This is a genomic window from Micromonospora sp. DSM 45708 (assembly GCF_039566955.1).
Classification (GTDB): Bacteria; Actinomycetota; Actinomycetes; order Mycobacteriales; family Micromonosporaceae; genus Micromonospora.
This window is the reverse complement of sequence record NZ_CP154796.1, coordinates 4018326-4031205: the sequence shown is the minus strand read 5'-3', so window position 1 is coordinate 4031205 and position 12880 is coordinate 4018326. Positions and strand designations below refer to the sequence as shown.

The 12880-nt window shown below is 71.0% G+C and carries 13 protein-coding genes and 1 tRNA gene; 11 read left to right on the top strand and 3 right to left on the bottom strand.

Annotated elements, in window-relative coordinates:
• Positions 1 to 33 precede the first annotated feature (33 nt).
• Complete coding sequence (locus VKK44_RS16985; RefSeq protein WP_343442066.1) at positions 34 to 405, bottom strand: TM2 domain-containing protein; 372 nt, start codon at positions 403 to 405, stop codon at positions 34 to 36.
• Between the two features lie 170 nt (positions 406 to 575).
• Between VKK44_RS16985 and ald the strand changes: the two genes are divergently transcribed.
• The 10 genes from ald to VKK44_RS16935 all read left to right on the top strand — a co-directional run bounded on the left by ald (position 576) and on the right by VKK44_RS16935 (position 10158).
• Positions 576 to 1691, top strand: coding sequence for an alanine dehydrogenase (gene ald / locus VKK44_RS16980; RefSeq protein ID WP_343442064.1), 1116 nt, complete (start codon positions 576 to 578; stop codon positions 1689 to 1691).
• Positions 1688 to 2677: a site-specific tyrosine recombinase XerD gene (locus VKK44_RS16975; protein ID WP_343447799.1), complete on the top strand. Its 990-nt coding sequence runs from the start codon at positions 1688 to 1690 to the stop codon at positions 2675 to 2677. Before ald ends, VKK44_RS16975 begins: the two co-directional genes overlap by 4 nt.
• Before the next feature lie 275 nt (positions 2678 to 2952).
• Entirely contained in the window at positions 2953 to 3876 is a 924-nt protein-coding gene (locus tag VKK44_RS16970; RefSeq protein WP_091657002.1) for a ParA family protein, read from the top strand.
• A 41-nt stretch (positions 3877 to 3917) separates the two neighbouring features.
• The gene (locus tag VKK44_RS16965; protein ID WP_343442063.1) at positions 3918 to 4967 is read left to right on the top strand and encodes a segregation and condensation protein A; all 1050 of its coding nucleotides are present in this window, start codon (positions 3918 to 3920) and stop codon (positions 4965 to 4967) included.
• A 4-nt stretch (positions 4968 to 4971) separates the two neighbouring features.
• Complete coding sequence (gene scpB, locus VKK44_RS16960; RefSeq protein WP_343442062.1) at positions 4972 to 5940, top strand: SMC-Scp complex subunit ScpB; 969 nt, start codon at positions 4972 to 4974, stop codon at positions 5938 to 5940.
• Positions 5927 to 6697, top strand: coding sequence for a pseudouridine synthase (locus VKK44_RS16955; RefSeq protein WP_107160811.1), 771 nt, complete (start codon positions 5927 to 5929; stop codon positions 6695 to 6697). Before scpB ends, VKK44_RS16955 begins: the two co-directional genes overlap by 14 nt.
• 172 nt (positions 6698 to 6869) lie before the next feature.
• Positions 6870 to 7550 carry a (d)CMP kinase gene (cmk, locus tag VKK44_RS16950; protein ID WP_343442061.1) on the top strand — a complete coding sequence of 227 codons (681 nt, stop codon included), beginning with the start codon at positions 6870 to 6872 and terminating at the stop codon, positions 7548 to 7550.
• Positions 7547 to 8953 (top strand): ribosome biogenesis GTPase Der, encoded by a 1407-nt coding sequence (gene der, locus VKK44_RS16945; RefSeq protein WP_343442060.1) that lies wholly within the window; start codon positions 7547 to 7549, stop codon positions 8951 to 8953. The genes cmk and der overlap by 4 nt, the downstream gene beginning before the upstream one ends.
• Before the next feature lie 164 nt (positions 8954 to 9117).
• Positions 9118 to 9191 (top strand) — tRNA-Pro (locus VKK44_RS16940).
• A gap of 58 nt (positions 9192 to 9249) precedes the next feature.
• Positions 9250 to 10158, top strand: coding sequence for a tyrosine-type recombinase/integrase (locus VKK44_RS16935; RefSeq protein WP_343447798.1), 909 nt, complete (start codon positions 9250 to 9252; stop codon positions 10156 to 10158).
• 191 nt (positions 10159 to 10349) lie between these two features.
• Here VKK44_RS16935 and VKK44_RS16930 read toward each other — a convergent pair whose 3' ends face one another.
• Positions 10350 to 10808, bottom strand: a complete 459-nt coding sequence (locus tag VKK44_RS16930) for a transposase (RefSeq protein ID WP_343442059.1) — start codon at positions 10806 to 10808, stop codon at positions 10350 to 10352.
• Between the two features lie 54 nt (positions 10809 to 10862).
• Positions 10863 to 11066: a hypothetical protein gene (locus VKK44_RS16925; RefSeq protein ID WP_343442058.1), complete on the bottom strand. Its 204-nt coding sequence runs from the start codon at positions 11064 to 11066 to the stop codon at positions 10863 to 10865.
• Between the two features lie 584 nt (positions 11067 to 11650).
• On the opposite strand from VKK44_RS16925, the gene VKK44_RS16920 reads away from it, so the two are divergent.
• Positions 11651 to 12760 (top strand): hypothetical protein, encoded by a 1110-nt coding sequence (locus VKK44_RS16920; protein WP_343442057.1) that lies wholly within the window; start codon positions 11651 to 11653, stop codon positions 12758 to 12760.
• Positions 12761 to 12880 lie beyond the last annotated feature (120 nt).

Here is a 12880-nt window from a genome sequence, read left to right as displayed (position 1 = left end):
CAGACGCCGCGCGGCCCCTCTCCGGTTCGCCGCTCAGTCGCGCAGCGGCCGGCCCTGGCCGTCGACGCCGCCGTTGACCAGGATCAGGATGCCGTCGACGAGGCCCCAGATCGCGCCGAAGCCGCAGGTCACGAGTGTGACCACGAGCTGGATCACGCCGGTCTTGGTGTCGCCCATGTAGAACCGGCCGATGCCGAAGCCGCCGAGGAGGATCTGGAGGATGCCCGCGACGACCTTGCTCTTGTCCGAGACGCCGTACGGGTGCTGCTGGTAAGGAGTGGTCATGAGCGGACACGATAGTGATCCACTCTCGTTCCGTGCGCGCCGGCACCCCACCGGTGGAAAGATATTTACCGAAGTCTGTCCTGTCGGCTGATGGCGTCTCCACCGGCCAGCCCGGTCCATGCCTGACACTCCGTCAGCACCGCCGGGCACCGGATGGCACAGTGTCGGCGTCCCCGCGCCGTCCGCACGCCTAGACTGCCGCCGGCGGGACCTGACCGCGTCGGCAACGGAGCCGTCGTGGCGCCGCGCTGTCGGGGGTGAGCCGTGCCCCGGAGGAAGGTGTCTGCATCGTGAAGGTCGGAATCCCCCGCGAGGTCAAGAACCACGAGTACCGGGTGGCGATCACGCCGGCGGGCGTCAACGAGTTCACCCGCCACGGTCACGAGGTCTTCGTCGAGGCGGGCGCCGGGGTCGGCTCCAGCATCACCGACGAGGAGTTCGCCGCCGCCGGCGCGAAGATCCTGGCCACCGCCGACGAGGTCTGGGACACCGCCGAGCTGGTGCTCAAGGTCAAGGAACCGATCGCCGAGGAGTACCCCCGCATGCGCGAGGGGCAGGTGCTCTTCACCTACCTGCACCTGGCCGCCTCCCGCGAGTGCACCGACGCGCTCGTCGACCGGAAGGTCACCGGCATCGCGTACGAGACGGTCGAGCTGCCGGACCGGTCGCTGCCGCTGCTCGCCCCGATGTCCGAGGTGGCCGGCCGGCTCGCCCCCCAGGTCGGCGCGTTCTACATGATGCGCACCGGCGGCGGGCGGGGCGTGCTGCCCGGCGGCGTCTCCGGCGTGTACGCGGCCAAGACCGTGGTCATCGGCGCGGGCGTGTCCGGCCTGAACGCCGCCGCCATCGCGCTCGGCCTCCAGTCCGAGGTGCTGCTGCTGGACAAGAACGTGGCCCGGCTGCGCTCCGCCGACGCCATCTACCGGGGCCACCTGCAGACCGTGGCCTCCAACGCGTACGAGATCGAGCGGGCCGTGCTCGACGCGGACCTGGTCATCGGCGCGGTGCTGGTGCCCGGCGCGAAGGCCCCGAAGCTGATCTCCAACGAGCTGGTCGCCCGGATGAAGCCGGGCAGCGTGCTCGTCGACATCGCCATCGACCAGGGCGGCTGCTTCGAGGACTCGCGGCCCACCACGCACGCCGACCCGGTCTACAAGGTGCACGACTCGATCTTCTACTGCGTGGCGAACATGCCCGGCGCGGTGCCGAACACCAGCACCTACGCGCTGACCAACGTCACCCTGCCGTACGCGCTCGAACTGGCCAACCAGGGCTGGCGGAAGGCGCTGCGCGGCGACCCGGCGCTGGCGCTGGGCCTGAACACCCACGACGGCCGGGTCGTCTACGGCCCGGTCGCCGAGGCGCACGGCATGGACGTGCTGCCGCTGGCCGAGGTGCTGAGCTGACCGAACCCGGGGCGCTCCGGGCCGGCGCGACACCCGCGCCGGCCCTGCGCCGCGCGGTCCGGGGCTACCTGGACCACCTCACCGTCGAGCGTGGCCTGTCCGGTAACACGCTCGCCTCGTACCGCCGGGACCTGGACCGCTACCTCGACACGCTGGCCGCCGCCGGGGTGACCGACCTGGCCGCCGCCGGCCCGACCGAGGTCGAGGCCCACCTGGCCCGGCTGCGTGCCGGCGACGACGAGCACCCGCCGCTCGCCGTCTCGTCCACCGCGCGCGCGGCCAGCGCGGTACGCGGCCTGCACCGCTTCGCGCTGCGCGAGGGCCTGGCCGGCGCCGACCCCGGTCGCGACGTCCGCCCGCCCACCCCGCCGCGCCGGCTTCCCCGGGCGCTGCCGGTCGACGCCGTGCTCCGGCTGATCGACGCCGCCGGCCCGGCGGTCGCCACCGGCGACGACGCGCCCCGCGCGCTGCGCGACCGGGCGCTGCTGGAATTCCTGTACGGCACCGGCGCGCGCGTCTCCGAGGCGGTCGGCGCGGCCGTCGACGACCTCGACCTGGACGCCGGCGCCGTGCTGCTGCGCGGCAAGGGCGGCAAGGCCCGCCTCGTCCCGGTCGGCGGGTACGCCGCCGACGCGGTGCGCGCCTGGCTGACCCGGGGCCGCCCGGCGCTGCTCGCCACCGGGCGGGGCACCCCGGCGCTGTTCGTCAACGCCCGGGGCGGGCCGCTCACCCGGCAGGGCGCCTGGGGTGTGCTGCGCGCCGCCGCCGACCGGGCCGGCCTGCCGGTCGACGGACCCGACGCGGTCTCCCCGCACACGCTGCGCCACTCGTACGCCACCCACCTGCTCGACGGCGGCGCGGACGTACGCGTGGTGCAGGAACTGCTCGGCCACGCGTCGGTGACCACCACCCAGGTGTACACGTTGGTCACCGTGGACCGACTGCGCGAGGTGTACGCCACCGCGCATCCGCGCGCGCTCGGGTGAGCGCGAGGAGTGAGCCGGGTTTGCGAGCCCCGCAGTCGCGAACGAACGGTGGCTCGGGTGAGCGCGAGGAGTGAGCCGGGTTTGCGCGAGCGGACCGTGCCGCTGATGGGCGGCCGACACGCCGACCCGCTGCCGAACGTGCTGCTGGCCGGTGGCGTACAGTCGGCATCGGCGCGGGCCTCCAGGTGCGACGGACCGGGGGTGCGCAGCGGCGCCGCGAGGGACGTCGGACGGCTCCGACGCCGGGTTGGTCGTCGGGAGGGGGCAACGAGGACATGGCAGGAAACGGTGACCGTGCCGAGACCTGGACGTCGGAGCTCCGTGAGCAGCAGGCGACGCTCGGCGCCGACCTCGGCCCCGCCGACCCGGCCGCGTACACGATGCGCAAGCCGATCCCGGAGCCGATGCCGACCGACCGGCACGGCCCGGCGCGGATCATCGCGATGGCCAACCAGAAGGGTGGCGTCGGCAAGACCACGACCACCATCAACCTGGGCGCCGCGCTCGCGGAGTACGGCCGCAAGGTGCTGCTCGTCGACTTCGACCCGCAGGGCGCCCTCTCCGTCGGCCTGGGCGTCAACCCGCACAACCTCGACCTGTCGGTCTACAACCTGCTCATGCAGGACGACGTCACCGCCGAGGACGTCCTGATCAAGACCGACGTGGCCGGGCTGCACCTGCTGCCGGCCAACATCGACCTCTCCGCCGCCGAGATACAGCTGGTCAACGAGGTCGCCCGGGAGATGGCCCTGGCCCGGGTGCTGCGGACCATCCGCAAGGAGTACGACTTCATCCTGATCGACTGCCAGCCCTCGCTGGGCCTGCTGGCGATCAACGCGCTGACCGTCGCGCACGGCGTGCTCATCCCGCTGGAGTGCGAGTTCTTCAGCCTGCGCGGCGTCGCGCTGCTGCTGGACACCATCGACAAGGTGCGCGAGCGGCTCAACTTCGACCTCGAACTCGAAGGCATCCTCGCCACCATGTACGACAGCCGCACCACCCACTGCCGGCAGGTGCTGCAACGGGTGGTCGAGGCGTTCGGCGACAAGGTCTACCAGACCGTCATCACCAAGACGGTGAAGTTCCCCGAGTCGACGGTGGCCGGCGCGCCGATCACCACGCTCGACCCGGCCTCCTCCGGCGCGCGGAACTACCGGCAGCTCGCCCGAGAGGTGATCGCCGCCGAGACGGACCGGTAGGGCGTCCGCCACCCGCCTGCCGCGTCGACTACGGTTTCCCGGTGACCGCGCCGCCCCTCGACCCGCCGCACGGCGCCGGCGAGGTCGACGCCGGGCCCGCCGAGACCAGCGGCTTCACGGTCCGGCTGGACAACTTCACCGGCCCGTTCGACCTGCTGCTCCAGCTGATCAGCAAGCACAAGCTGGACGTCACCGAGGTCGCGCTGCACAAGGTGACCGACGAGTTCATCGCGTACCTCCGGGCCATGGGCGACCAGTGGGACCTGGACGAGACCAGCGAGTTCCTGCTGGTCGCCGCCACCCTGCTCGACCTGAAGGCGGCCCGGCTGCTGCCCTCGGCCGAGGTGGAGGACGAAGCGGACCTGGCGTTGCTGGAGGCGCGGGACCTGCTCTTCGCCCGGTTGTTGCAGTACAAGGCGTACAAGGAGGCGGCGGCGCACATCGCCGAGTTGGAGGCGGTCGGCGGTCGGCGCTACCCCCGGGCGGTCACCCTGGAACCCCGGTACGCCGAGGCGCTGCCCGACCTGGTGCTCGGCATCGGCCCGCAGCGGCTGCTCCGGCTCGCGGTGAAGGCGATGAGCCCGAAGCCGGTGCCCGAGGTGTCGATCGCACACGTGCACATGGTCCGGGTCAGCGTCCGGGAGCACGCCGGCATCATCGCCGAGCGGCTGCGCCGCGCCGGCGTCGCCACGTTCTCGCAGCTCTGCGCCGACTGCGAGATGACGCTGGAGGTGGTGGCCCGGTTCCTGGCGCTGCTGGAGCTGTACCGGCAGGGGCTGGTGGCGTTCGTGCAGGAGCAGGCGCTGGAGGAGTTGACGGTCCGCTGGACCGGGACCGCCGAGGGTGCGGCCGAGCTGACCGTCGACGAGTACGCCGGCGACCCCGAGCCCGGCACCGCGCCCGCCGGCACGTCCGCCGCGGCCGACGCGTCCGGCCCGGACGTCGCCCCGGGCACCGTATCCGCCGTCGGCGTGTCCGACGACGGCGGCTCCGCCGGGGTCGTCCCCTCCGACACCACCGGCCGCCCCGCTGACGGCAGCCTAAGCGCTGCCGGCGACGCGGCGGACCCGTCCGCACCGATGCAGGAGTGACCCGATGAGCGACGAGGAGCGACGCGACTCGCTGGCCGACCAGGCCGCCGCCTGGATCCCTCCGTGGGCGCGCCCCACCCCGCCCAGGCCCGACCGCGCCGACGAGCCTCCGGAAGCGGAATCCGGCCAAGACCTCGATCTCTCCGCAGATCGTGGAAGCGACGGGCCTCCGGAGGGACCGAATCCTGCCAAGATCTCCTCTGCGGGGGAGAGGGGCCGAGATGGTGGTGCCGGAGCGCCCCCGGCGGGGCGGGACCGAACCACGATCTCGGAAGAAACCGGGTCCGACGGGGACGCGCCGGCCGGCGGGGTCGAGCCGGGCGCCCCGGGTGGAGAGCCGGCGGGTAGCGAGGGGAGCGCTTCCGGCGTACCCCCGAAGCGGGGGCGGCGGCGGCCGGCGCCCGAGCCGGCGCCCGCGCCGGTGCTGGACGACGCGGAACTACGCGGCGCCCTCGAGGCGATCCTGCTGGTGGTCGACCAACCGGTCAGCGAGCTGATCCTCGCCGACGTGCTGGAGCAGGCACCGGAGCGGGTCGGCGCGATGCTCGACGAGATCGCTGCCGGCTACACCGCGGCCGGGCACGGGTTCGAGCTGCGCCGGGCCGCGGGTGGCTGGCGTCTCTACACCCGGCCGGAATACGCCACCTACGTCGAGCGGTTCGTGCTGGACGGGCAGTCGGTCCGGCTGACCCAGGCAGCGCTGGAGACGCTCGCCGTGGTCGCCTACCGCCAGCCGGTGACCCGGTCGCGCATCTCGGCCATCCGGGGTGTCAACTGCGACGGGGTGCTCCGTACCCTGGTGGGTCGCGGCCTGGTCGAGGAGTGCGGCACCGAAGCGGACAGCGGTGCGTTCCTCTACCGGACCACCACCGTGTTCCTCGAGAAGCTGGGGCTCAACTCGGTGGACGACCTGCCGCCCCTGGCCCCGTTCCTTCCCGACGACGTAGAAGAGCTTGCCGATGCGACGCGATGACCGTGCCCCGAAGCCCGACGCCCCCGTGTACGAGAGCGCCGAGCGCCTCCAGAAGGTGCTCGCCGCCGCGGGGGTGGGTTCGCGGCGGGCCTGCGAGGACCTGATCTTCCGGCGGCGGGTCACCGTCAACGGCCGGGTCGCGCAGCTCGGTGACAAGGCCGACCCGGCACGCGACGTGATCCACGTCGACGGCGAGCGGCTCCAGGCCGACGTCCGCCTGGTCTACGTGGCGATGAACAAGCCGCGCGGGGTGGTCACCACCATGGCTGACGAGAAGGGCCGCACCGAGCTCGCCGACTTCATCGGCGCGCGGCTGGAGCAGCGGGTCTACCACGTCGGGCGACTGGACGCCGACAGTGAGGGCCTGCTCCTGCTCACCAACGACGGCACCCTCGCCCACAAGCTCATGCACCCGTCGTACGAGGTGCTCAAGACCTACCTCGCCGAGGTGGCCGGGCCGATCCCACGCAACCTGGGCAAGCGGCTGACCGGCGGCGTCGAGCTGGAGGACGGGCCGGTGAAGGTCGACGGGTTCAAGGTGGTCGACACGCTGGGCAAAACCGCCCAGGTGGAGCTGACCCTGCACGAGGGGCGCAAGCACATCGTCCGACGCCTGATGGCCGAGGTGGGACATCCGGTGTCCCGGCTGATCCGTACCTCGATCGGTCCGATCAAGCTCGGCGACCTGCGCACCGGGCGGCTGCGGCGGCTGACCAACGCGGAGGTCGCCGCCCTGTTCAAGGCCGTGGGTGACTGACCCCGACGATCGGGGTAGGGCGACCGGTAGGCTTCGACGCGGTCCGCGGGCCGGCGCGCACGCGCCCCCGCCGGTCGCCCGCGCGGCGCGGGCATGATTGACGACGAGTAACCATCCGCTCAACGGTGTCGCTCCGCGACGACCTGCGAGGTACGGGCTGAGGAGGACAACGGTGGAGGAAAACGTACCGGCCGGGCGTTGCGTGGTCGCTGTGGACGGGCCGTCCGGTTCGGGCAAGTCCACCGTGTCGCGGCGACTGGCGGTGAGCCTCGGCGCCCGCTACCTCGACACCGGCGCCATGTACCGGGCGCTGACCTGGGCGGTCCTGCGCTCCGGCGTCGAGCTGACCGACACCGAGTCGGTGACCAAGGTCGCCGGCGAGGCCGACCTGCGCATCGGCACCGACCCCCAGGGGTACGCGGTGACCGTCGACGGCACCGACGTGTCCACCGACATCCGCGGCCCGGAGGTGACCGCCGCGGTTTCCGCGGTGGCCGCCGTGGGCGCGGTCCGGGAGCTGCTGGTGGACCGGCAGCGGCGACTCGTCGCCGAGGCGGGCCGGATCGTGGTGGAGGGCCGTGACATCGGCTCGGTGGTGACGCCCGACGCCGACCTGAAGGTCTACCTGACCGCCTCCGAGGCGGCGCGCGCCCAGCGGCGCAGCGCCGAGGACGCCGCCGACGTCTCGGCGACCGCCGCCGACCTGGCCCGCCGGGACCGGCTCGACTCGACCCGCAAGGTCAACCCGCTCCAGCAGACCCCCGACGCGGTGGTGCTGGACACCACCGCGCTGGGCATCGACGAGGTCGTCACCCGCCTGCGTGATCTTCTCATCGAACGGGGCGTGGCATGACTGACGATTTCGGCGGCTGGGTGGAGCTGCGCGAGCCGGAGGTCGAGGTCGGTGAGCCGGCCGGTCCGCAGCCCGTGGTGGCCGTGGTCGGCCGTCCCAACGTGGGCAAGTCCACGCTGGTGAACCGCATCATCGGCCGTCGCCAGGCGGTCGTCGAGGACATCCCCGGCGTGACCCGGGACCGGGTGCCGTACGACGCGCAGTGGAACGGCCGGGCGTTCACCGTGGTGGACACCGGCGGCTGGGAGCCCGACGCCAAGGACCGGGCCGCGGCCATCGCCGCCCAGGCCGAGACGGCCGTGGCCACCGCCGACGTGGTGCTGTTCGTGGTGGACGCCATGGTCGGCTCGACCGACGTGGACGAGGCCGCGGTGAAGATGCTGCGCCGCAGCGCCAAGCCGGTGATCCTGGTGGGCAACAAGGCCGACAACACCACCATCGAGATGGAGGCGACCGCGCTGTGGTCGCTCGGCCTCGGTGAGCCGTACCCGGTGTCGGCGCTGCACGGTCGCGGCTCCGGTGACCTGCTCGACGCCATCATGGCCGCGTTGCCCGAGGCGCCGCCGATCGTGGAGAACCGTCCGCGCGGGCCGCGCCGGGTGGCCCTGGTCGGCCGTCCCAACGTCGGCAAGTCCAGCCTGCTCAACCGGTTCTCCGGCGAGGACCGGGCGGTGGTCGACTCGGTCGCCGGCACCACTGTCGACCCGGTGGACAGCCTGGTCGAGATCGGCGGCGAGACCTGGCAGCTCGTGGACACCGCCGGCCTCCGCAAGCGGGTCGGGAAGGCCAGCGGCACCGAGTACTACGCCAGCCTGCGTACCGCCTCGGCGATCGAGGCGGCCGAGGTGGCGGTGGTGCTGCTGGACTCCAGCGAGGTGATCAGCGAGCAGGACCAGCGGGTCCTCACCATGGTGGTGGAGGCCGGCCGGGCCCTGGTCATCGCGTTCAACAAGTGGGACCTGGTCGACGCGGACCGCCGCTACTACCTGGACAAGGAGATCGACCGGGAGCTGCGGCGGATCCCGTGGGCGATCCGGTTGAACCTGTCCGCGCAGACCGGCCGGGCCGTGGACAAGCTCGCTCCGGCGCTGCGCAAGGCGCTCGCGAGCTGGGAGACCCGGATCCCCACCGCCCAGCTCAACCAGTGGCTCACCGCGCTGGTCCAGGCCACCCCGCACCCGGTACGCGGCGGCCGGGCCCCGCGCATCCTGTTCGCCACCCAGGCCGGGGTGGCGCCGCCGCGGTTCGTGTTGTTCACCACCGGCCCGCTGGACGCCGGCTACCAGCGGTTCGTGGAGCGCAAGCTGCGCGAGGAGTTCGGCTTCGAGGGCAGCCCCATCGACATCTCGGTGCGCCCGCGCAAGAAGCTCGGTCCGGGTGGCCGCGGCAAGGCGCACGGCTGATCGTTCCACCAGAAGCCGCCGGGCCCCGCCCCGGCGGCTTCTTTCCTAGGACGCTTTAGGAGACGTGACGCCGGCCCGTGCGTCGCCGAGGGGCCTGTGCGTACGGTGCGAAGATCTTGCGCTAAGCTGTACCGGCTGCCGCGGAGAACGTCGCGCGGGGGCATCGGGACGTGGCGCAGTTTGGTAGCGCACTTGACTGGGGGTCAAGGGGTCGTCGGTTCGAATCCGGCCGTCCCGACAGCGAGAGGGTTTCCACAGGTCAGCGACTTGCGGGAACCCTCCTCTCATTGCTCGGCATGAATGCCTGGTCTAGCACGCCGCTGTTGGACTCCTTGACTCGGGCAGGTTGTCATGCCACTACTGGATCTTCAGAAGCTCACCTCGGGACTGTCCCGGACCTGGGCCGGGTTTCTTCGGGACTGGGACCGGTCGCTGCGGGCCGGGAACTACCCGGAAACCACCCGGAAACCACCCGCTACAACTACCTCCTCGCTGCCGCGCAGTTGGGTCGGTATCTGGGGGAGTCGTCCCCGGATCCGGACGCCGATGCTGCTGCCGAGGATCCGTGCGCGGTGACGCGGGCGCACGTGGAGGCGTTCCAGGCGTGGATGATCGAGACCCGGTCCGCGTCGACCGCGTTGAACAAGCACAAGGGGTTGCAGCAGTTCTTCAAGTGGCTGCTGGTCGACGAGCAGGCCATCGACCGCTCACCGATGGAGCGGGTGCGGCAGCCGAAGACACCCCGGAAGTTGGTTCCGGTTCTGCGCGACGAGGACACCGGCAAGCTCCTCGACGCCTGTAAGGGTAAGGGCTTCGTCAACCTGCGGGACGAGGCGTTGATCCGGCTGTACTGCAACACCGGTGCTCGGCTCTCCGAGGCGGGCAATCTCCTCGTGGCCGATGTCGACCTGAACACCGAGTCGGTGCGTTTCCACGGCAAGGGCGCCAAGGATCGGCGGGTCCGTTTCGGGCCGAAGACTGCTCGGGCGTTGAGCCGCTATCTACGGGCGCGGGACAAACACAAGGGCGCCGCTTTGCCTCAGTTGTGGTTGGCGGAGCGGGGCAGGGCCCCGTTGACTCCGAACGGCATCAAGATTCTCCTCAAGCGGCTGGGTAGAGCGGCCGGGGTGCCGGACGTGCACGCGCACCGGTGGCGTCACACGTTCGCCCACGAGTGGAAGCGCGCCGGGGGGAGACACCGGTGACCTCATGCTGCTGCTGGGCTGGGCATCTGAGGATATGCCCCGGCACTAGGGTGCCAGCGCCGCGGCTGAGCGGGCGCAGGAGACGCAGGCCCGGCTGGGTATCGGCGAGCGCGTGTAGGTCGGCTGAACGGTGTCAACGCCGCCTCAAACGGGGCTCTGGCACAGATTCTGTGATTGATCTTGTTGGCGGCTCACGAATTGGTCAGGACGCGTTTGCGGAGGAGGTCGAGGTTCGCCCGGCCATACATCTGTCGCTTGATCGCTTCGATGCGGTTGACCTGGCCCTCGACCGGGCCTGAACTCCAAGGCTGGGCGAGGCCGGCGACGACGGCGTCGCGGTCGCCGGCGAGACCGGCGGCGAAGCCGCGGATCTCGGGGTATCCGGCGTGGCGGGCTTGGTCGATCCAGGCGTCAAGGTGCTGCCCGGTGCCTTGGTGGCGGACCAGCGCGGCGAACCCGCGGGCGAGGCCAGCGACGGTGTCAAGGTCCGGGCAGCGGCGGCGGGCAGCGGCGAGATCGGCGTGTTCGCCCTCGGTGACTTTGTGGCCGGGTCGCGTGATCCAGGCGGTGATCCGCCGGGCCGACGGCACCCGGACTGCGGTCGCAGGGGCAGGCCTGGCGCGGTTGATGGTGAGCCAGTCCCGCAGCATCCGCAAGCTGCCTTGGTAGCTGCGGGCCAGGATCTCGGCGTGCAGGTCAGCGGTCTAATGGATGCCGTTGGTAAGACGTTGCCGCAGGTAGGAGTGGAACGGGGCGAGGATGCTGGGTCGGCTGCTGGCGTTCGGGCCGATCAACGCCTCGCCGGTGGCGGCGTGGGCGTACTTGCGGGCCGTTCTGACGTTCAGGTCGAGGCGGCGGGCGGTCGCGCTGATCGAGCACTGGCCGATCCGGCATTCGTGCAAGCACACCTCGACGCGATCCTGGCCGGCAAACCAAGCCGCGCCGCAGTCTGGCTCAAGACGCCCTGAGACGTGCCGACTTGCACATCCGGTGGGCCGTGACCGCAGATCGCCCAGAGGCCGTGGCCCTTGAACGAGCCGTCCTCGACGCTCTGGCCGCATTACCGCTTTGGAACCGCGCGCGATAATGAACCCTCGTAGCGGCCACGAGCGCGCTTGGTGATCTCCGGCACCCCAGCCTCCGGCTAAGGGATCGCGCGTCCAGTTCCGGCGCCAAACCGCAACGCTGGCACACTCATGAGGTGAGTACATGGGCGCTGTTGCCGGAACATGTAGGGCCGGGCGAGTGGCGGGCAGTCCAAGGCCGGCTGCAGAGGGACATGCGCCAGATCTTCGCCGAGGCTGGCCTCCGGTTCAGGCAACACGGCGGAAGGATCTCGGTCCGCTCAGACCCCAGCTCTGACCTCGTTTACGCCCTTCCTCTTCAAACTACGAAGGGGCACCTACGAGCAGACGCCGGCGGGACGCTGCGCCGAAACACGTTCGGCCGCGGGTATGAGCACCGAGTCCGCGAACATCTGAACCGCCCCGGCGTGAACCCAGACGACTTCGATCATTGGACCCACGTCCGGCTCCGGCTACTCAGCGACACCGATGTCCTCGGCTCGGTCAAGGAGCTGACGGAGGTTTACTCGCAATGCGCCGCCTTCCGTCTCGGTGCGCACCCCACGTTGATGCGCCGCCAGTTTCTGTGGCGTGTCATCGACCACCTGGTCAACCGCGTTCCGGCCGACCAAATGCCGCTAGGTACGCAGCGGCCAGAGGGCATGCTGATGACCGGGATCCTCGAGGCGCTCCCCGGAGCGATGATGTGCGTTCCCCTGACAGCCCGCTTTCAACCGATGGCGGCAGTGCTCATGACCAATCTCGGCGCCGAGATCGCCCTGCTCGCCCCCGGCAGCGGGTTCGTCCGTACGCCTTATATGGACCGCTGGCCGGTCGGCGCCGAGCGACCACAGCTCTCAGGCCCCGGAACCGGCGTCTACGACGTTGGGATCCGTCGGCTGCCCGATGGCCATGCCGAAGCCCTGCTCCGTCAATCGGCGACCGGCATGAACCGGCTACTCGGATTGCTTACCGACCCCGCACGGTTCACGAACACAGACGGCGTCCTCGATCTCGATGAGCAGATGATCGCATGGACGAACGTGCGCTTCGGGCTGTCGGCCGTGGTGGAGCTGGCTGCCGATTGGGGAGCCAGCGACAAGATCTGGTCGGCGTTCCGGGCGCTCGGAACCCTGCAAGGGCTCTGGGAAGGCGCAACCCAGAGCAGCGTGCCCCTGTGGGAGCTCCTCAGTCCCGACCGGCTTCGCTCTCACGCTCTCCCGGCTCTTCCCGACCCTACTCACCGAGCCTTCTACGCCGCCTTGATCAACAACTACGAAAAGGAACTCCGGGAGGGGTTTCCCGGCCTGTCGCTGGAGAGAGCCGTCAAGGAGGTCCAGGAACTACGCCATCTAGTCCATGGAACGGGCGGCCAAGGTCATCGCCCCCGAGACGCGCGGATCACGACGCTTCGACACCTGGCGACGAACAACCCCAACATCCAACTGGTCGCCGACATGGCAGTGCTGTGGTGGACCGCCCTTCTGTTCGATCCCGATCGCCTCTGCACGCCCGGCCGAGCACCGTGGCGGCCCTGAATCTTCCAATATTCCACGTTCGCGCCCACTGGCGGCCCGACGGGCGGATCGGCCGGAGACCTGCCCTTGCAGTTGCCGGCCGCACTAACCATTGGGCAGTCGAGGTGACGCTGTGTAGCA